Genomic DNA, 18,496 nt, shown 5'->3' on the forward strand with positions numbered 1-18,496 from the left:
TGCTACTCGCTATGAGAAATTAGCTCGTAATTTTAAATCGATGCTTTACTTGGCTTGCTCTATTATTCATGCTAAGTTAAATTGAGGACACGCCCTAGTGCAATAATTCTTTATAGTTAAATAAGATACAAATAAAACTATAAATTACAAATCATTGATTGATTCTTCATATACCCAGTATAAGATTCATTTTATTTCAATTAAATTTGATTTATTTTGATTGAACGCTAAATAAAATAGGCCGCCTGAAATACTACCAACGGTTTTTTCAGACCGCCTTGATATAAGTTAAATGTATTTAAATGATTCAGCATAAAAAAATGCCGTCTGAACATTTCAGACGGCATTTTGTAAAAGATATGGCTAAAAATTAGTTTTTATCCAAATCTACCAATTTGTTTTTTGCAATCCAAGGCATCATCGAACGCAATTGTGCGCCAACTTTCTCGATTTGATGGTCAGCATTCAAGCGACGACGGGCAGTCATTGAAGCATAGTTGGCTGCGCCTTCTTGGATGAACATTTTCGCGTATTCACCAGATTGAATGCGGTACAAGGCTTTTTTCATTGCTTCTTTGGTTGCAGGAGTCACCACTTCAGGGCCGGTCACGTATTCACCGTATTCGGCGTTGTTAGAAATTGAGTAGTTCATGTTGGCAATACCGCCTTCGTACATCAAATCTACGATCAATTTCAATTCATGCAAACATTCGAAGTAAGCCATTTCTGGGGCGTAACCTGCTTCAACCAAAGTTTCAAAGCCGCATTTCACCAATTCAACCGCACCACCACACAATACAGCTTGCTCACCGAACAAGTCGGTTTCGGTTTCTTCGCGGAAGTTGGTTTCAATCACGCCGCCTTTGGTGCCGCCGTTGGCTGCTGCGTAAGACAAGGCGATGTCGCGTGCTTTACCGGAATTGTCTTGGTAAACGGCGATCAATGAAGGGACGCCGCCGCCTTTCAAGAATTCGCTGCGTACAGTGTGGCCAGGGCCTTTAGGCGCAACCATGATCACGTCTACATTTGATGGCGGCACGATTTGGTTGTAGTGTACGTTGAAGCCGTGCGCAAACGCCAAAGCCGCGCCGTCTTTCAGGTTAGGTGCGATTTCGTTTTTGTACACAACCGGTTGGTTTTCATCCGGCAACAAAATCATCACAACATCGGCATCTTTGGTGGCATCGGCAACGGTTTTCACGTTGTGGCCGGCTTTAACCGCTTTATCCCAAGAAGTGCCTTGACGCAAACCGATCACCACGTTTACACCTGAATCTTTCAGGTTGGCAGCGTGGGCATGGCCTTGTGAACCATAACCGATAATGGCAACGGTTTTGCCTTTGATCAATGACAGGTCGGCATCTTTATCGTAATAAACTTGCATTTCAATTCCTTTTATTTGAATAGGTTTGTTGAGTTAACTTTAAAAAATCAGATGGAGAGTTCGTTGAGCATCACAATTTCAAGATGATCGGTTTTGCCCTCGATGGCTTGAACAAATGCCTGAAAATGCTCGCTGGCATTGTGTTCGTCCACCGCCGCTTGCGATTGCCAACTTTCGACAAACACGAAGCGGTTGGAATTTTGGATATCCTGATGCAAATCATAGCTGTTGTTCCCTGCTTCGGCGCGGCTGGCTTGAACCAACTGGGCGAATTGGGCAGACAATGTTTCGCGGTGTTCAGGTTTCACGGTAATCAAGGCAACAATCTTAATAATCGACATCTCAACTTCTCCTGTATTGGTTTCAGACGGCCTAAAATCTTTTAGCAAGCCGTCTGAACAAGCGTGGCATTAAATTTTCAAAATACGCTCGCCGCGACCGATACCGGCTGCGCCTGTGCGCACAGTTTCCAAAATTTGTGCACGCCCTACGGTTTCTAAGAAAGAATCCAATTTGTCGCTGGAGCCGGTGATTTCGATGGTGTAGCTGCGATCGGTTACATCAACCACATGGCCACGATAAATCTCGGTCAGGCGTAAAAATTCGTCGCGATCTTTACCCGCTGCACGCACTTTCACCAACATCAATTCGCGTTCGACAAAACGGCTTTCGTTTAAATCGACCACTTTAATCACTTCAACCAGCTTGTTGAGCTGCTTGGTAATCTGCTCCAGCACGCTGTCGTCACCGTGGGTCACGATGGTCATGCGCGACAAGGTTTGGTCTTCAGTCGCGGCCACCGACAATGAATCGATGTTGTAGTCACGCGCTGAAAAGAGACCCACCACACGGCTCATCGCACCGGATTCGTTTTCCATCAGTATGGACAAAATGTGTCTCATGGCACGCTCCTTGTATCGTAATCACGGTCATTGACATCGTTCACGTCGCTGTCGGCTTTGGTTTCACGCATGTGTACCGGCAGCACCATTTCGTCGAGACCTTTGCCGTTGCCCACCATCGGGAACACGTTTTGTTTCTTATCGGTGATGAAATCCATAAACACCAAGCGGCCTTCGCGGTTGTGTTGCAGCGCTTGGCGAATCGCGCCTTCCACTTCAGACGGCTTGGTCACGCGAATGCCGACATGGCCGTAAGCTTCTGCCAGTTTCACGAAATCCGGCAAGGAATCAAAATAAGTTTCCGATTCTCGGTTGCTGTAGTAAAGCTCCTGCCATTGGCGCACCATACCGAGATAACCGTTATTCAAGGTCACAACAGTCAGCGGGATCTTATACTGGAAGCAGGTCGACAATTCTTGGATGTTCATCTGAATCGAGCCTTCACCAGTGATACAGAATACATCCTGCTCCGGTGCGGCCAGTTTGGCACCCATCGCATAAGGCAGGCCGACACCCATGGTACCCAAACCGCCGGAATTCAACCATTGGCGCGGGCGCTCAAACGGGTAATATTGCGCGGCAAACATTTGATGCTGGCCGACATCGGATGTGATGATGGCTGAATTATTGGTGATTTCCGCCAATTTTTTCACCACAAACTGCGGCTTGATGGTTTCTTCGTCTTGATCAAACCACAAGCAATCGCGGCTGCGCCATGATTCGATGTTTTTCCACCATTTATCCAAATGCTCGCGGCTCGGTACGGATTGCTGTTTGTTCACCAAGCAAACCATTTCGGCCAATACATTTTTCACGTCGCCCACGATCGGAATGTCGGCTTTAACGCGTTTGGCAATGCTCGATGGGTCAACATCGACATGAATGATTCTTTTCGGTTTTTCCAAGAATTTGGATGGCACTGACACCACGCGGTCATCAAATCGCGCACCCACAGCCAACACTACATCGGCATCCTGCATGGCCAAGTTGGCTTCATACGTACCGTGCATACCCAACATGCCGAGATATTGACGGTCGCTGGAAGGTACTGCGCCCAACCCCATCAAGGTGCCAACGCATGGCGCGCCGGTAGCGTGTACCAATTCCACCAATTCTTGGCTGGCGTTACCCAATACGATACCGCCGCCGAAATAGATAATCGGACGTTTGGCAGAAGCGAACATCTGCACCGCTTTTTTAATCTGACCGGCATGGCCTTGCACCACCGGCTGATAAGAGCGGATAAAAATATCTTCTTGCGGATAGCTGAATTTCGCCATCGCCTGAGTCACGTCTTTCGGCACATCAATCACCACAGGGCCCGGACGGCCGCTGGCAGCAATTTGGAACGCTTTTTTGATGGTATTGGCCAAATCGTTGATGTCGGTCACCAAGAAATTGTGTTTCACACACGGGCGGGTAATGCCGATGGTGTCCACTTCTTGGAACGCATCACTGCCGATAGCCGGCGTACCAACCTGACCGGTGATCACAACCATCGGAATCGAATCCGAATAAGCTGTGGCAATACCGGTTACTGCGTTGGTTGCACCGGGGCCTGAAGTCACCAAAGCCACGCCAACTTTGCCGCTGGTGCGCGCATACGCATCGGCTGCATGAACGGCTGCCTGTTCGTGTCGGGTCAGGATGTGCTTGAATTTATTGAGCTGGTAGATGGCGTCGTAGATTTCGAGAACTGCGCCGCCCGGATAGCCGAAAACGTATTCAACGCCTTCTGCCTTGAGACTTTGCACAATGATTTGTGCGCCTGATAATTGCATAACAACCTCTTTTATAGGGCGTTAAACCAACAGCAACAGCAGCTTCGTCACAGCACCTGTAATGCAAGCCTATCAAGTAGCGATTTAGGGTACGCACATTGCTAGGACACGACGACAGCCAATCCGTTTGGACAATTGGATTAAGGCTCAGAGTTTATGAAAATGAAGAAGCCCAACGATAACCTAATCTGCGTTTTCAGGCAAGACAAAAACTTTCATCTTTTAACATTATTTTTATTAAATTTAATTACTGTTTGATTTTTATAAAATAAATATCCACCAATTGGTTATGTGTTTCTGATTGGCATGCCACAATTGTCTACAGCTTGAATAAGCACTCGAAGGTTAATAAATAGGCCGTCTGAAATTTTTAAACGTTCAGACGGCCTATTTATTCATTTAATTGTGATTATTTGCCTTAGCCAACACAGCTTTTAATAGTTTCTGCGTATGGGTAAACACAGTTTGATCGCTTAATGAATCAGAATGCTCACCCCACACCGCCAAAGCCGCCCCGCCGATGGCTTGCTGTTGCGATGGCGGTAAAGCGTTTTGACTATTGGCATCGTCCCACACGCCTAAATGCCAATGCTGCTCGACATCGCGAATGGCGTAATTGGTATTATGGGAAGAGCCGACATCCGAACTAGGAATAAAATAAAGATAATAAGAATTGTAGTTCCACACTTTAAAACCGGCTTCAATCAATTCCGGCATACTGGCGCGCAGATTGCGGCGTTTCTTGCGCTCGGTTTTGTCTTGCGCATTACCGTCGTAGCTCCAATAGGTTATCTCGATTTGCTGATTTAAATCAGCCAAACTTTGCTTAATGACACCATCATTCCACATCTGGGTTTTCCAGCCTTTACGGTCGAGAAAATCAGCCAATCGGTTTACATAAGCGACAAATTCAGGGTGGCTTTCTACGCTGTAGCCAAACTCATCCGCACCAATATGAAAGCGTTTACTGTACGGAAACTTGGCCATTACTTCCACCATTAAGGTTTCTACCAAAGCAATACTTTGCGGATTGGTAATATCGATTTCATCATCCACCACATTCGATTTAATCGACCGCACATAATCTTCGCCGCGATGATGTATGAGCAGCGCAAAAATGCCATCCATATGATTTGGGCTGCCTAATTCCGGTATCAACTCAATCTTTTTCTCATGTGCATAAGCCACAATTTCACCCAACTGCACATCACTCAAAAAAAGTTTGCCGGTTTGCGGATTACGATAAAGGCCGTCTGAAACATCTGCATCGGTGGCTTTCTGGTCTAATAACTCACTTTCCAAACCGTAATTCTCATGGTCAGAAAAATGCAGGTGTAGAAAACCGCCGCCATTTTCGGCCAGCGTATCAATATATTGCTTGATTACCGCCACCGAATAATAACGGCGCGCATTATCCAGCATCAGGCCATTATGCTTGCCTTGTGCCGACAGATTATCCGCATGTGCCGAACGGCTGTCGCAAGCAGCATTAGCCAATAAGAAACATGCCATGATGAAATATAAAAAGAATCTTTGCAGCGATGCGCGCAAAGTAGAGAATTGTTTGTTCATAATTGAAATCCGTGAAAGTAAAATTCAACAGATTTCCCGCTGGCAAACGAATGCCACTCCCAAGCATGATGATGAAATGAAGATTATGTTTTTTAATAATGCAAAACAAAAACGGTCGCTTTTAAGCGACCGTTTTCAGAATTTGGTGCCCAGGGTCGGACTCGAACCGACACACCTTGCGGCGGGGGATTTTGAGTCCCCTGCGTCTACCAATTTCGCCACCTGGGCGGTGAAGAAGTCGCTATTATAGCCAGCACAAAAAACTTGTAAAGTGCTTTTGATGATTTTTTTGACAATTAAATGACAATTTATTGATTAAAAATGAAATTATATTTATCAAATTTCAAATTCACTCGGTGTTAATGTGCAAGCCAAATGTGCATCTATATCAAACTTTGATGAATTTTCTATAAAATTCATGAGAAATGCTACATTTCAAGGAACAAAAGCGTTAAGATACGGGATATTGTCTCGCAAAACTCAATCAATCGGAGAATACCATGCCCATCACAGCCAAAAAGTTTGTATTCAGCGTTTTTGCCTTAGCCGCTCTGGCTGCGTGCCAACCTAAAGAAGAAGCCGCACCGAAAGCACCTGAAGCACCTGCTTCTACCGCTCCAAGCACCGAAGTCGCGCCAGCTAAAAAAGCAGCCGTACCGGGTCAAATCAACGGCACCGATATGCGCAAAGAAGATATCGGCGGTGATTTTGAAATGACCGATGGCGACGGCAAACCATTTAAATTAAGCGATTTGAAAGGCAATGTGGTGGTATTGTCGTTTGGTTATACCCACTGTCCTGACGTTTGCCCGACTGAATTGCTGACTTACAGCGATACTTTAAAACAATTGGGCGACGATGCCAAAAATGTGAAAGTGGTATTCGCCAGCGTTGACCCTGAACGCGACACGCCGGAGCTGATTGGCAAATACGCCAAACAATTCCACCCTGATTTCATCGGCATTACCGCCACCGAAGGCCAAGCCCTGCCGGTGATTAAACAGCAATACCGTGTGGTATCAGCCAAAGTCAACCAAAAAGAAGGCAGCGCCAACTATCTGGTTGACCACACTTCAGGCGCGTATTTGATTGACAAAGAAGGCGAAGTCGCCATCTTCTCACCTTACGGCACCGAACCTGATGCCGTTGCTGCCGACATCCGCACTTTATTATAATATCCATGCCGTCTGAAAGATTTTTTCAGACGGCCTTTCGCTATCCACACACCCAAAATAGAGCAGAATCCACAATGACTGACAACGCATTAACCATTGCCCTTTCTAAAGGCCGGATTTTCGATGAAACCCTTCCCCTGCTGGCCGCTGCCGGTATCGTTCCGGCCGAAAACCCTGAAGAATCACGCAAACTCATCATCGACACCAATCATGAAAATATCCGCTTGGTGATTGTGCGCGCGAGCGATGTGCCGACTTATGTGCAATACGGCGCAGCCGACTTTGGTATTGCCGGTAAAGACGTGTTAATCGAACACGGCGGCGATGGCCTGTATCAACCGCTCGATTTGCAGATTGCCAAATGCCGCATGATGGTTGCCGTGCGCAAAGGCTTTGATTACGAAAGCGTTTCCCAACCGGGCAGCCGCTTACGCATTGCCACCAAATATCCGAATATCGCCGCCGAGCATTTTGCCGCCAAAGGTGTGCACGTCGACATCATCAAACTTTACGGCTCAATGGAACTTGCGCCGCTGGTCGGCTTGAGTGATGCGATTGTCGATTTGGTTTCCACCGGCGGCACGCTCAAAGCCAACAACCTCGAAGCGGTAGAACACATCGTCGATATTTCCAGCCGCTTGGTGGTGAATAAAGCTGCATTAAAAACCAAACACACCCTGCTTGAGCCAATTATCCAAGCCTTTGCCGGCGTGGTAAACGGCGACAAATAATATTTTTCAGACGGCCTTATCATTTGCATAGGCCGTCTGAAACGCAATTTTTACTATGAAAATAAAGGCAAGTCATGAAATTTCTCAACACCCAATCCGACAGTTTCCAAGCCGAACTCAAAGCCCTATTGGCTTTTGAAACCGCGCAAGACCCCAAAGTCGATCAAATCGTGGCCGACATCTGCGCCGATGTGCAAAAACGCGGCGATGCGGCCTTAATCGAATACACCAATAAATTTGACGGCACTTCCGCGCAAACCATCGCCGATTTGACCTTAACCCAAGATGATTTGAAAAACGCGTTTGACCGCATTCCGGCGGAAGTTCAGACGGCCTTACAGACTTCAGCCAAACGTGTGGAAAGCTACCACCAACGCCAAAAAATGGAATCGTGGCAATATCCCGATGAAGACGGCACTCTGCTCGGCCAACAAATCACCCCGCTCGACCGCGTGGGCATTTATGTGCCAGGTGGCAAAGCAGCCTATCCGAGCAGCGTGATTATGAATGCCATGCCTGCGCACGTGGCCGGTGTGAAAGAAATCATCATGGTGGTGCCGACGCCGAAAGGCGAGCGCAACGACATCGTTTTGGCCGCCGCTTATGTGGCCGGCGTAACCAAAGTATTTACTGTCGGCGGCGCGCAAGCCGTGGCAGCGTTGGCTTACGGCACCGAAACCGTGCCGCAAGTCGATAAAATTACCGGCCCGGGCAATGCCTTTGTCGCCGCTGCCAAACGTCGCGTGTTCGGCGTGGTCGGCATCGACATGGTGGCAGGGCCGTCTGAAATTTTGGTGATTGCCGATGGCTCCACGCCTGCCGATTGGGTGGCGATGGATTTGTTCAGTCAAGCCGAACACGACGAAATTGCACAAGCCATTTTAATCGGCACGTCGCAAGCGTATTTGGACGAAGTGAAAGCCGCCATGGACAAGCTGATTGAAGAAATGCCGCGCCGCGACATCATCGAAGCCAGCTTGGGCAACCGTGGTGCCATGATTTTGGCCAAAGATTTGGACGAAGCCTGCGAGATTGCCAACTACATTGCGCCGGAGCATTTGGAATTATCGGTTGAAAACGCCGAAGCATGGGCGCAGAAAATCCGCCATGCCGGTGCGATTTTCATGGGCAAATACACCAGCGAGAGCTTGGGCGATTATTGCGCAGGCCCGAACCACGTTTTGCCGACTAGCCGCACCGCCCGTTTCTCGTCGCCATTGGGCACATACGATTTCCAAAAACGCTCAAGCCTGATTCAAGTTTCCGAAGCCGGTGCACAAAAACTGGGACAAATCGCCAGCGTATTGGCACACGGCGAAAGCCTGACCGCCCACGCCCGTGCCGCAGAGTTCCGCTTGAAAGATTGATGGTGTAAATAACAAGGCCAAGACCTTTGTAAAACTCGTTATTTTTCATAAATCTTTAAACCGTCATTCCCGTGCAGGCGGGAATCCAGAATGTTAAACTTCTGAAATAGTTAAATATTCCTGAAAACGATAGGTCTGGATTCCCGCCTGCACGGGAATGACGAGCGTAGTTTTCTTAGTTCAAATTGAATTTTACAAAGGTCTCAGGCCGCCTGAAAATGAATATTTCAGACGGCCTCATCTGATTATTGAATATCCAGCGGCACGCGCCATTGCGGTGCAGGATAAGCTTCATCCAAAGCCGCATATTGCTCGGGCGACAAACGGATAGCCAAGCAATCGACCAATTCCTTCATATGCGTTGTTTTGCCGGTGCGCGGAATCGATACCATATTTTGCTGCGCCAAAGTAAAACACAGCAACACTTGATACACGCTGATGTTGAGTTCAGCCGCCACTTGGCGAACTGCCGGATGATGCAGCAAATCATCCTGTAAATCACCGGCCTGCGCCAGCGGACAATAGGCAATGGTAGAAATCGCATGGGCATCCTGCCATGGTTTCAGCGCAAACTCGATACCGCGCGAGCCCAAGTGATAGAGCACTTCATTGGTTTCGCAATTGGTGCCGCCTACATCATGCAATTCCTGCATGTCTTCCAAATCAAAGTTCGACACACCCCATGCTTTGATTTTGCCTTTTTGCACCATGTTTTCCATCAGCTCAACCGTTTCGGCCAAAGGTGTGGCACCGCGCCAATGGTAAAGATACATATCCAGATAATCGGTTTGCAGTTGACGCAACGAAGCATCCAAGCTGCGCTCTAAATTTCGGCAGTTGGCATTGCTCGGCAACACTTTAGAAATCAGGTAAATGCTGTCTCGCGCAAACGGCTGAATCGCTTCGCCGACTAGATTTTCCGAACGTCCGTTGCCATACATTTCGGCAGTATCGATAATCGACACGCCGTGTTCCAAGCCGTAACGCAATGCGGCAATTTCTTCTTGGCGCGTGGCAGCACGGTCGCCTAAATACCATGTTCCCATGCCTAATTTACCGTGATTGAGCAGTGTACTTTTTGCCATGATGACTCTCCGATTGGGTTGAATACTGGCTTATTTTAGTCTGATTTTTGTGGGGTTGCTTTATTCATCGGCCTATTCTTTTCAGACGGCCCCAACTCTTTTTCAGCCATATCGTTTCTTAAGGTATTATTTTTATATCATAATTTATTAGTTATTATGGCTTACTGAATTAGCCTTATAAGTGAAAAAATCTGGCGGAATGTGACAAAAATCCGTCCATTCCTGTTAAAATCCCAAAGATTTTATTTATTCAGCCATTTGAATATTTTTAAATCGTTTTTTCTTTGAAACTCGGTTTCAGGCGGCCTCTATCAGCTATCGTCCATTATTTAATAATAAAAACAAAGATTAGCCATTAGGCTGATGACCGAATAAACTGATTTGATTTTGAAGAAAAATGTGTCTTTTTCCAAAATACCGACGTCGGTGGTTACACTCAACGCCATCGGCTTGCCAGTTTTTTAACCTAGTAAGAAGTAACGCATCTCTATGATTAAGATAAAAAAAGGCTTAGACCTGCCTATTGCAGGCCGACCGGAGCAAACCATCTATGATGGTCCGGCCATTACCGAAGTCGCGTTGCTTGGCGAAGAATATGTCGGCATGCGCCCCTCGATGAAAGTCAAGGAAGGCGATGTCGTCAAAAAAGGCCAAGTATTGTTTGAAGACAAGAAAAATCCGGGCGTGGTCTTTACCGCTCCGGCTTCAGGCACCATCACGGCGATCAACCGTGGTGAGAAACGTGTATTGCAATCTGTGGTGATTTCCGTTGCAGGCAACGATGAAATCACCTTCGAGCAATATTCTGCCGAAGCCTTGTCAGGCTTGAGCAGCGAGCAAGTACGCGCCAATCTGATTCAATCAGGTTTGTGGACAGCATTGCGTACCCGCCCGTTCAGCAAAACACCTGCGGTTGACGCTAACCCTGCGGCGATTTTTGTCAACGCCATGGACACCAATCCTTTGGCTGCCGACCCAACTGTCATCATTGCCGAAAAAGCGGCTGACTTCACCAACGGCTTGCGTGTATTAAGCCGATTGACTGAACGCACGGTGCATGTGTGTAAAGCAGCCGGTGCCAATGTGCCGTCTGAAAGCGCAGCCAATATCGCCGTACACGAATTCGATGGCCCACATCCGGCCGGCTTGAGCGGCACACACATCCACTTTATCGAGCCTGTCGGCGCGAACAAAACCGTTTGGACCATCAACTATCAAGATGTGATTGCCATCGGTCAATTGTTTACCACAGGTCGTCTGAACACCGAACGCGTGGTCGCTTTGGGCGGTTCGCAAGTCAACAAACCGCGTCTGTTGCGTACCGTATTGGGCGCTAACCTTTCCCAACTCACCGCCGGTGAATTGGTGAATGCCGACAACCGCGTGATTTCCGGCTCGGTATTAAACGGCGGCATCGCCACCGGCCCACACGATTATCTCGGTCGCTATCACAACCAAGTGTCGGTATTGGAAGAAGGCCGCCACAAAGAGTTTTTCGGCTGGATTGCTCCGCAAGCGGAAAAATACACCATTACCCGCACCACACTCGGTCATTTCCTCAAAAGCAAACTCTTCAAGTTCAACACCGCTGTCAACGGCGGCGACCGTGCCATGGTACCAATCGGCACATACGAACGCATCATGCCGCTCGATATCCTGCCGACCTTGCTCCTGCGTGATTTGATTGTCGGCGACACCGACGGCGCGCAAGCCTTGGGTTGTCTGGAATTGGACGAAGAAGATTTGGCCTTGTGCAGCTTCGTTTGCCCAGGCAAATACGAATACGGCCCGCTGTTGCGCAAAGTGCTGGATACTATTGAGAAGGAAGGCTGATTATGGGCTTGAAACATTTTTTAGAAAAAATCGAACCGCACTTCCTGCCGGGCGGCAAACACGAAAAGTGGTACGCGCTCTATGAAGCGGCGGCAACGATTTTCTATACGCAAGGTGCGGTAACGCGTAAAGCGGCACACGTCCGCGATGCGCTCGACTCTAAGCGTATGATGATTATGGTATGGCTGGCGCTGTTTCCGGCCATGTTCTACGGTATGTACAACGTGGGTGCGCAAGCATTTGCTGTATTAACGCCGGAATTATTGCAACAAAGCATTGCCAATGATTGGCATTATGCCTTAGCCAATGCTTTGGGCATCAACATGGCGGCCGATGCGGGCTGGTTGAGCAAAATGCTCTTCGGTGCGATTTTCTTTGTGCCGATTTACGCCACCGTATTTATCGTCGGCGGTTTCTGGGAAGTATTGTTCGCCACAATCCGCAAACACGAAATAAACGAAGGTTTCTTCGTGACTTCGATTCTGTTTGCTTTAATCGTTCCCCCTACCCTGCCGTTGTGGCAGGCCGCCTTGGGTATTACCTTTGGTGTTGTGGTGGCGAAAGAAGTATTCGGCGGTACCGGTAAAAACTTCATGAACCCTGCACTGGCAGGCCGTGCATTCCTGTTCTTTGCTTATCCTGCCAACATCAGCGGCGATAAAGTATGGACTGCCATTGACGGCTATTCAGGTGCAACCGCTTTGGCACAATGGGCTTCAGACGGCATGACCGGCTTAAAAAATGTTGCCACCGGTCAGCCGATTACTTGGATGGATGCTTTTATCGGGAACATGCCAGGCTCGGTTGGCGAGGTATCGACCATCGCGCTAATTATCGGCGGCTTGATGATTGTATTCGCCCGCATCGCTTCTTGGCGCATTATCGCCGGTGTAATGATTGGTATGATTACCACTTCATTGCTGTTTAACGCCATCGGTTCCGACACCAATCCGATGTTTGCCATGCCTTGGTATTGGCATTTGGTATTGGGCGGCTTTGCTATCGGTATGCTGTTTATGGCCACCGATCCGGTCTCTGCTTCGTTTACCAACACCGGTAAATGGTGGTATGGCGCATTAATCGGTGTGATGGCGGTGTTAATCCGCGTGGTTAACCCGGCCTATCCGGAAGGCATGATGTTGGCGATTCTGTTTGCCAACCTGTTTGCCCCGATTTTCGACTACATCGTCGCACAAGCGAACATCAAACGCAGAAAGGCGCGCACCAATGGCTAAATTCAATAAAGACAGCTTCGGCGGCACGCTGGCCGTCGTGATTGTGGTGAGCTTGGTTTGTTCTGTGGTGGTAGCCGGTTCTGCTGTTGGCCTCAAACCCAAACAGCTTGAACAAAAAGCCAAAGACAAACAAAGCTACATCTTAAGCGTAGCCGGTTTGCTCGATGAGAAAACCGACATCGCCAAAACCTATTCCGAAAGAATCGAACCGCGTGTTGTAGATTTGGCAACCGGTGAATATGTTGACAATCCGCCGGAAGGCTTCGATGCCCGCAGCGCGGCCAAAGACCCGCAACAAAACGTGCGCATTGCCCCTGAAGACGATTTGGCCAGCATCAAAACCCGTGCCAAACTCGCCGATGTTTATTTGGTAAAAGACGAAGGCGGCAAGGTCGAGCAAATCGTTTTGCCTATGCATGGCAATGGTTTGTGGTCAGTGATGTATGGTTTTGTTTCTGTGAAACCAGACGGCAACACGCTCAACGGCATCACCTACTACGAGCAGGGCGAAACCCCGGGCTTGGGTGGCGAAATCGCCAATCCTTTGTGGCAGCAAAAATTTGTCGGCAAGAAACTCTACAATGAGCAAGGCAACGTTGCCATCCGTGTTGGTAAAAGCGCAGGCGCCGATCAAGAACACGGCGTAGATGGTTTATCCGGCGCCACACTGACCACCAAAGGCGTGCAAGGTACGTTCGATTACTGGTTTGGCGAAAACGGTTATAAACCTTACTTAGCCAAACTGAAAGCAGGAGCAGAATAATGGCTGACACCAAACGTTTGAAACATTTAATGTTCTCCCCACTGGTAGACAACAACCCGATTGCATTGCAAGTATTGGGTATTTGTTCGGCACTGGCCGTGACCACCAAATTGGAAACCGCCATCGTCATGGGTATTTCCGTAGCATTCGTAACCGGTTTCTCCAGCCTGTTTATCTCGCTGGTGCGCAATTACATCCCCAACAGCATCCGTATTATCGTACAGATGGCGATTATTGCCTCATTGGTAACCTTGGTTGACCAGGTTTTGCAGGCATTTGCTTATGAATTGTCTAAGCAATTGTCGGTATTCGTCGGTCTGATTATTACCAACTGTATCGTAATGGGCCGCGCGGAAGCATTCGCGATGAAAGAGCCGCCGCTGGAAAGCTTTGTTGACGGTTTCGGCAACGGCTTGGGCTATGGCTTGATTTTGATTATCGTAGCCAGCCTGCGTGAATTGATCGGTTCGGGTAAATTGTTCGGCATGACTATTTTCCAAACCATTCAAGACGGCGGCTGGTATCAGGCCAACGGCTTGTTCCTGCTGGCGCCAAGCGCATTCTTTATTATCGGTTTTCTGGTATGGGCCATCCGCACTTGGAAACCTGAACAGGTGGAGAAATAATCCATGGAACATTATCTGAGCTTATTTGTTAAGTCCGTATTCATCGAGAATATGGCCTTGGCCTTCTTCTTAGGCATGTGTACCTTTTTGGCCGTGTCTAAAAAAGTCTCCACTGCTTTTGGTTTGGGTGTTGCGGTCATCGTGGTATTAACGATTGCCGTACCGGTTAACCAATTGGTTTACTCGCTGCTGAAAGAAGGCGCACTGATTGACGGCGTGGATTTGACCTTTTTGAAATTTATTACCTTCATCGGCGTGATTGCCGCATTGGTACAAATTTTAGAAATGGTATTGGACAAATTCTTCCCTGCCCTCTACAACGCCCTCGGTATTTTCCTGCCGCTGATTACCGTAAACTGCGCCATCTTCGGTGGTGTGTCGTTCATGGTGCAGCGTGAATACAACTTCACCGAATCCATCGTTTACGGCTTCGGCGCAGGAACCGGCTGGATGCTGGCGATTGTGGCATTGGCCGGCATCACCGAAAAACTGAAGTATGCCGATGTACCTGACGGCTTAAAAGGTCTGGGTATTACCTTTATCACCGCCGGCCTGATGGCTTTGGCCTTTATGTCGTTCTCCGGCATTCAGTTATAAGGAAGACACACAATGGAAATTATTTTAGGTATTGTGATGTTTACCGTCATCATTTTGATTTTGGCGCTGATGATTCTGTTTGCCAAATCAAAATTGGTTAACGAAGGCGACATCACCATTAAAGTAAACGGCGAAAAAGAGCTAACCATGCCCGCTGGCGGCAAGCTCTTAGGCGCCTTGGCCAATGAAGGCATTTTCATTCCTTCAGCTTGCGGCGGTGGCGGTTCATGCGGCCAATGCCGTGTGGTAGTGAATAGCGGCGGCGGCGATATTTTGCCAACCGAGCTGTCTCACATCACCAAGCGTGAAGCGAAAGCAGGCTGCCGTTTGTCGTGCCAAGTCAATGTCAAAACCGACATGGATATTGAAGTGCCGGAAGAAGTATTCGGCGTGAAAAAATGGGAATGTACCGTCATTTCCAACGACAACAAAGCCACTTTCATTAAAGAATTGAAACTGGCCATTCCTGAAGGTGAAGAAGTGCCGTTCCGCGCTGGTGGTTACATCCAAATCGATGCACCACCGCACACCGTAGCCTACAAAGACTACGATATTCCTGAGGAATATCACGAAGACTGGGACAAACACGACTTGTGGCGCTATGTTTCTAAAGTAGATGAGCCGATTCTGCGCGCCTACTCGATGGCTTCTTATCCGGAAGAAAAAGGCATCATCATGCTGAACGTGCGTATCGCAACTCCGCCACCACGCGAACCTGATGCGCCTCCGGGTCAAATGTCTTCTTACATTTGGTCATTGAAACCGGGCGACAAAGTGACGATTTCCGGCCCATTTGGTGAATTCTTTGCCAAAGACACCGATGCCGAAATGGTGTTCATCGGCGGTGGTGCAGGTATGGCGCCTATGCGTTCACACATTTTCGACCAATTACGCCGTCTGAAATCGAAACGCAAAATCTCATTCTGGTACGGCGCACGTTCGAAACGCGAAATGTTCTACGTGGAAGATTTCGACGAACTGGCTGCAGAAAACGACAACTTCGAATGGCACGTTGCCCTCTCCGACCCACTGCCGGAAGACAACTGGGATGGTTACACAGGCTTCATTCACAATGTCTTGTATGAAAACTACCTGAAAAACCACGAAGCCCCTGAAGATTGCGAATTCTACATGTGCGGCCCACCGGTGATGAACCAAGCCGTGATTAAAATGCTCAAAGACTTGGGCGTAGAAGACGAAAACATCCTGCTGGACGATTTCGGCGGCTAACAAAAAAAGGAAGAAACTTTGGTTTCTTCCTTTTTTATTTTGATGCCGTCTAAACCTTTTCAGACGGCATCACTCTTTCAATCAAATAACTTCTACTTCCAAACCTTATCCCCAAACGAAAACAAAGCCAACCCTACCCCCATTACCACCAAGCCGATTAATTTCGGCATCGTCAGTTCCCGCACCGCCATGCCGATCAAGCCATAATGGTCAATCACCGCCGCCGCCAGCAATTGGCCGATGATAATGACAAACAACATGTTCGCAATACCCAATTTAGGCGCCAACAATACGCTGGTGAACACAAACATCGCACCGAGCAAACCGCCGCTTAATTTCCACCAAGGCTGCTGCCCAATAGTGGCCAAATAGCCGAACAAATCCGTTTTGGCCCAGGTGATGAAAAACAACGCAACCGTGCCGACGGCAAACGAAATCAAAGTAGCGATTAATGTTTCGCCACCCATATACCGCGCCAGTTGCGTATTAATCGCCGCCTGCATGGCCGAAGCCATGCCTGCTGCAAAAGCCAAACCCAGATAAATTGCCCGCATAATAGCGCCCCAAAGATTCAGACGGCTCGAGGCCTTTGGAAATCCCTATCTTTGGCACATTTCTTCGTTATGCGCTGCTCGAAAGCTTGCCCATCTTTGTGATATGTCTGCGCTTTCTGTGCTGCTACAACTTTAGAACTGTACTCAAATCTAGGGATTTTGCAAAGGTCTCGGCCTTTCCAGCCGATTTCCCACCGCTCCATCATCGTTCAGAGCAGCCCGTTGGTGTTCATTTTACGTTACAATAGGCCGTCTGAAAAATTTTGTCGCACACACTCATGTCCGTTTTAAAATCTCTCGCCGTCCTATTCTTCACTGCTACGCTGTTTCTGCTCGCTGCTTGTGGCAAACAAGCGCAAACGGTCACGCTGCAAGGCGAAACTATGGGCACGACATACACCGTCAAATACCTTTCAGACGGCCTTGATTTGCCCAAACCGGAAATCATGCAGACACAAATCGATGATGTGCTGAAAGAAGTCAATCGCCAAATGTCCACCTATCAGCCGGATTCGGAAATCAGCCAATTCAACCAAATGCGCAAAGCCAACCGCCCGCTGAAGATTTCCCAAGATTTTGCTGATGTGGCCGCCGAAGCCGTACGTTTAAACCAAATGACCCAAGGCGCATTAGACGTGACCGTTGGCCCTTTAGTGAACTTATGGGGCTTTGGGCCGGATAAAGCAGTTACCTACTCACCCAGCAAAACCGAAATCGAACAAGCCGCGCAGGCTGTCGGCATCGATAAAATTTTGTTGGCTCACGATGGTGAGTCTGCCACGCTTGCCAAAACCCAAGCCGGTGTTTATTTGGACTTATCTTCCATCGCCAAAGGTTTCGGCGTGGATAAAGTGGCACAACATCTTGAAAAATCAGGCGTTCGCAACTATTTGGTAGAAATAGGCGGCGAATTACACGGCAAAGGCCGCAACGCTTCCGGCGAAGCTTGGCGCGTGGGCATTGAGCAGCCGAATATGGTGCAAGGTAGCGGCACACAAATTATCGTGCCGCTGGATAACCAATCTTTGGCCACTTCGGGCGATTACCGCAATTTCCATTTGGATCAAAACGGCAATCGCCTCTCCCACATCATCAATCCGCAAACGCGCGCGCCGATTCGCCACAAGCTCGCGTCCATCAGCGTGATTGCCGATAACGCCACCACCGCCGACGGCCTGTCCACCGGTTTATTCGTGTTAGGCGAAGAAAAAGCCTTGGCGCTTGCCGAGCAACACGATTTGGCGGTATTCTTAATCATCTACGATGGTGACGGCTACAAAACTGAAATATCAAGTGCATTCAAACAGTTACTTAATTAATTTAACCTTGGAACCCACATCATGAAAACCCTTTTCTTAACCTTCGGCATTTTCCTGCTGGTGATTTTAGGCATGGCAGTCGGCTACATTTTCTCCAAACGCTCGATTAAAGGCAGCTGCGGTGGCATTTCCGCTTTGGGCATGGAAAAAATGTGCGATTGTGAAATCCCTTGCGACACGCTGCAAAAGAAATTGGATGCTGAAAAAGCAGCCGGCGAAAGCAAAGGCATCGTGGTTGATCATTAGGGCGTGTCCTCAATTTAACTTAGCATGAATAATAGAGCAAGCCAAGTAAAGCATCGATTTAAAATTACGAGCTAATTTCTCATAGCGAGTAGCAAT

The 18,496-nt window shown here is 48.3% G+C and carries 18 protein-coding genes, 1 tRNA gene and 2 pseudogenes; 12 read left to right on the top strand and 9 right to left on the bottom strand.

All coding sequences use genetic code 11. The annotated features are described in order from the left end of the window. Positions 1-85, top strand: a pseudogene (locus CRG49_RS08485) (IS5/IS1182 family transposase); the annotation flags it as partial. 285 nt (positions 86-370) lie between these two features. Here CRG49_RS08485 and ilvC read toward each other — a convergent pair. From ilvC to CRG49_RS08515, 6 genes are all read right to left on the bottom strand, one after another. Next, positions 371-1,384, bottom strand: a complete 1,014-nt coding sequence (ilvC, locus tag CRG49_RS08490) for a ketol-acid reductoisomerase (RefSeq protein WP_095502015.1) — start codon at positions 1,382-1,384, stop codon at positions 371-373. Between the two features lie 47 nt (positions 1,385-1,431). After that, entirely contained in the window at positions 1,432-1,725 is a 294-nt protein-coding gene (locus tag CRG49_RS08495) for a putative quinol monooxygenase (RefSeq protein ID WP_095502014.1), read from the bottom strand. 69 nt (positions 1,726-1,794) lie between these two features. Continuing rightward, positions 1,795-2,286 carry an acetolactate synthase small subunit gene (ilvN, locus tag CRG49_RS08500; RefSeq protein ID WP_095502013.1) on the bottom strand — a complete coding sequence of 164 codons (492 nt, stop codon included), beginning with the start codon at positions 2,284-2,286 and terminating at the stop codon, positions 1,795-1,797. Further along, a complete protein-coding gene (ilvB, locus tag CRG49_RS08505) occupies positions 2,283-4,067 on the bottom strand; it encodes a biosynthetic-type acetolactate synthase large subunit (protein ID WP_095502012.1) in 1,785 nt (594 codons plus the stop codon). Before ilvB ends, ilvN begins: the two co-directional genes overlap by 4 nt. 399 nt (positions 4,068-4,466) lie before the next feature. Then, positions 4,467-5,639 carry a family 20 glycosylhydrolase gene (locus CRG49_RS08510; RefSeq protein ID WP_198515154.1) on the bottom strand — a complete coding sequence of 391 codons (1,173 nt, stop codon included), beginning with the start codon at positions 5,637-5,639 and terminating at the stop codon, positions 4,467-4,469. A gap of 143 nt (positions 5,640-5,782) precedes the next feature. Beyond that, a tRNA-Leu gene (locus tag CRG49_RS08515) sits at positions 5,783-5,867 on the bottom strand. A gap of 272 nt (positions 5,868-6,139) precedes the next feature. Here CRG49_RS08515 and CRG49_RS08520 point away from each other — a divergent pair. The 3 genes from CRG49_RS08520 (at position 6,140) to hisD (ending at position 8,912) form a co-directional block, all read left to right on the top strand. Continuing rightward, positions 6,140-6,814, top strand: coding sequence for an SCO family protein (locus CRG49_RS08520; RefSeq protein WP_095502011.1), 675 nt, complete (start codon positions 6,140-6,142; stop codon positions 6,812-6,814). A 74-nt stretch (positions 6,815-6,888) separates the two neighbouring features. After that, positions 6,889-7,545, top strand: coding sequence for an ATP phosphoribosyltransferase (gene hisG, locus CRG49_RS08525; RefSeq protein WP_095502010.1), 657 nt, complete (start codon positions 6,889-6,891; stop codon positions 7,543-7,545). Between the two features lie 74 nt (positions 7,546-7,619). Then, positions 7,620-8,912, top strand: a complete 1,293-nt coding sequence (gene hisD, locus CRG49_RS08530) for a histidinol dehydrogenase (RefSeq protein WP_095502009.1) — start codon at positions 7,620-7,622, stop codon at positions 8,910-8,912. Positions 8,913-9,157: 245 nt separating this feature from the next. On the opposite strand, the gene CRG49_RS08535 is transcribed toward hisD, so the two are convergent. After that, the gene (locus tag CRG49_RS08535) at positions 9,158-9,997 is read right to left on the bottom strand and encodes an aldo/keto reductase (protein WP_095502008.1); all 840 of its coding nucleotides are present in this window, start codon (positions 9,995-9,997) and stop codon (positions 9,158-9,160) included. Positions 9,998-10,486: 489 nt separating this feature from the next. Here CRG49_RS08535 and CRG49_RS08540 point away from each other — a divergent pair, with 489 nt between their 5' ends. The 6 genes from CRG49_RS08540 to nqrF are packed head-to-tail and all read left to right on the top strand — an operon-like array spanning position 10,487 to position 16,281. Further along, complete coding sequence (locus CRG49_RS08540) at positions 10,487-11,830, top strand: Na(+)-translocating NADH-quinone reductase subunit A (protein ID WP_095502007.1); 1,344 nt, start codon at positions 10,487-10,489, stop codon at positions 11,828-11,830. 2 nt (positions 11,831-11,832) lie between these two features. Beyond that, positions 11,833-13,065 carry an NADH:ubiquinone reductase (Na(+)-transporting) subunit B gene (locus tag CRG49_RS08545; RefSeq protein ID WP_095502006.1) on the top strand — a complete coding sequence of 411 codons (1,233 nt, stop codon included), beginning with the start codon at positions 11,833-11,835 and terminating at the stop codon, positions 13,063-13,065. Then, a complete protein-coding gene (locus tag CRG49_RS08550) occupies positions 13,058-13,828 on the top strand; it encodes a Na(+)-translocating NADH-quinone reductase subunit C (protein WP_095502005.1) in 771 nt (256 codons plus the stop codon). Before CRG49_RS08545 ends, CRG49_RS08550 begins: the two co-directional genes overlap by 8 nt. Continuing rightward, positions 13,828-14,454: an NADH:ubiquinone reductase (Na(+)-transporting) subunit D gene (locus tag CRG49_RS08555; protein ID WP_095502004.1), complete on the top strand. Its 627-nt coding sequence runs from the start codon at positions 13,828-13,830 to the stop codon at positions 14,452-14,454. Before CRG49_RS08550 ends, CRG49_RS08555 begins: the two co-directional genes overlap by 1 nt. Positions 14,455-14,457: 3 nt before the next feature. Next, positions 14,458-15,051, top strand: a complete 594-nt coding sequence (gene nqrE, locus CRG49_RS08560; protein ID WP_095502003.1) for an NADH:ubiquinone reductase (Na(+)-transporting) subunit E — start codon at positions 14,458-14,460, stop codon at positions 15,049-15,051. 12 nt (positions 15,052-15,063) lie between these two features. Then, a complete protein-coding gene (gene nqrF / locus CRG49_RS08565; RefSeq protein WP_095502002.1) occupies positions 15,064-16,281 on the top strand; it encodes an NADH:ubiquinone reductase (Na(+)-transporting) subunit F in 1,218 nt (405 codons plus the stop codon). A gap of 92 nt (positions 16,282-16,373) precedes the next feature. Here the strand turns inward: nqrF and CRG49_RS08570 are convergent, their stop codons facing one another. Beyond that, positions 16,374-16,835 (bottom strand): DMT family transporter, encoded by a 462-nt coding sequence (locus CRG49_RS08570; protein WP_095502001.1) that lies wholly within the window; start codon positions 16,833-16,835, stop codon positions 16,374-16,376. 278 nt (positions 16,836-17,113) lie between these two features. On the opposite strand from CRG49_RS08570, the gene CRG49_RS08575 reads away from it, so the two are divergent. Continuing rightward, positions 17,114-18,154, top strand: a complete 1,041-nt coding sequence (locus CRG49_RS08575; protein WP_095501999.1) for an FAD:protein FMN transferase — start codon at positions 17,114-17,116, stop codon at positions 18,152-18,154. Between the two features lie 21 nt (positions 18,155-18,175). Further along, positions 18,176-18,400, top strand: coding sequence for a (Na+)-NQR maturation NqrM (gene nqrM / locus CRG49_RS08580; RefSeq protein WP_095501998.1), 225 nt, complete (start codon positions 18,176-18,178; stop codon positions 18,398-18,400). 9 nt (positions 18,401-18,409) lie between these two features. On the opposite strand, the pseudogene CRG49_RS08585 reads toward nqrM, so the two are convergent. Beyond that, positions 18,410-18,496: pseudogene (locus CRG49_RS08585) on the bottom strand (IS5/IS1182 family transposase); the annotation flags it as partial.

The sequence above is a fragment of the Neisseria sp. N95_16 genome, assembly GCF_002551535.2.
GTDB lineage: Bacteria > Pseudomonadota > Gammaproteobacteria > Burkholderiales > Neisseriaceae > Neisseria > Neisseria brasiliensis.

What these genes read in the sequence shown, in the direction of transcription:
- ilvC (WP_095502015.1), bottom strand. Translation starts at nt 1,384, where the DNA reads ATGCAAGTTTATTACGATAAAGATGCCGACCTGTCATTGATCAAAGGC.
- CRG49_RS08495 (WP_095502014.1), bottom strand. Translation starts at nt 1,725, where the DNA reads ATGTCGATTATTAAGATTGTTGCCTTGATTACCGTGAAACCTGAACAC.
- ilvN (WP_095502013.1), bottom strand. Translation starts at nt 2,286, where the DNA reads ATGAGACACATTTTGTCCATACTGATGGAAAACGAATCCGGTGCGATG.
- ilvB (WP_095502012.1), bottom strand. Translation starts at nt 4,067, where the DNA reads ATGCAATTATCAGGCGCACAAATCATTGTGCAAAGTCTCAAGGCAGAA.
- CRG49_RS08510 (WP_198515154.1), bottom strand. Translation starts at nt 5,639, where the DNA reads ATGAACAAACAATTCTCTACTTTGCGCGCATCGCTGCAAAGATTCTTT.
- CRG49_RS08520 (WP_095502011.1), top strand. Translation starts at nt 6,140, where the DNA reads ATGCCCATCACAGCCAAAAAGTTTGTATTCAGCGTTTTTGCCTTAGCC.
- hisG (WP_095502010.1), top strand. Translation starts at nt 6,889, where the DNA reads ATGACTGACAACGCATTAACCATTGCCCTTTCTAAAGGCCGGATTTTC.
- hisD (WP_095502009.1), top strand. Translation starts at nt 7,620, where the DNA reads ATGAAATTTCTCAACACCCAATCCGACAGTTTCCAAGCCGAACTCAAA.
- CRG49_RS08535 (WP_095502008.1), bottom strand. Translation starts at nt 9,997, where the DNA reads ATGGCAAAAAGTACACTGCTCAATCACGGTAAATTAGGCATGGGAACA.
- CRG49_RS08540 (WP_095502007.1), top strand. Translation starts at nt 10,487, where the DNA reads ATGATTAAGATAAAAAAAGGCTTAGACCTGCCTATTGCAGGCCGACCG.
- CRG49_RS08545 (WP_095502006.1), top strand. Translation starts at nt 11,833, where the DNA reads ATGGGCTTGAAACATTTTTTAGAAAAAATCGAACCGCACTTCCTGCCG.
- CRG49_RS08550 (WP_095502005.1), top strand. Translation starts at nt 13,058, where the DNA reads ATGGCTAAATTCAATAAAGACAGCTTCGGCGGCACGCTGGCCGTCGTG.
- CRG49_RS08555 (WP_095502004.1), top strand. Translation starts at nt 13,828, where the DNA reads ATGGCTGACACCAAACGTTTGAAACATTTAATGTTCTCCCCACTGGTA.
- nqrE (WP_095502003.1), top strand. Translation starts at nt 14,458, where the DNA reads ATGGAACATTATCTGAGCTTATTTGTTAAGTCCGTATTCATCGAGAAT.
- nqrF (WP_095502002.1), top strand. Translation starts at nt 15,064, where the DNA reads ATGGAAATTATTTTAGGTATTGTGATGTTTACCGTCATCATTTTGATT.
- CRG49_RS08570 (WP_095502001.1), bottom strand. Translation starts at nt 16,835, where the DNA reads ATGCGGGCAATTTATCTGGGTTTGGCTTTTGCAGCAGGCATGGCTTCG.
- CRG49_RS08575 (WP_095501999.1), top strand. Translation starts at nt 17,114, where the DNA reads ATGTCCGTTTTAAAATCTCTCGCCGTCCTATTCTTCACTGCTACGCTG.
- nqrM (WP_095501998.1), top strand. Translation starts at nt 18,176, where the DNA reads ATGAAAACCCTTTTCTTAACCTTCGGCATTTTCCTGCTGGTGATTTTA.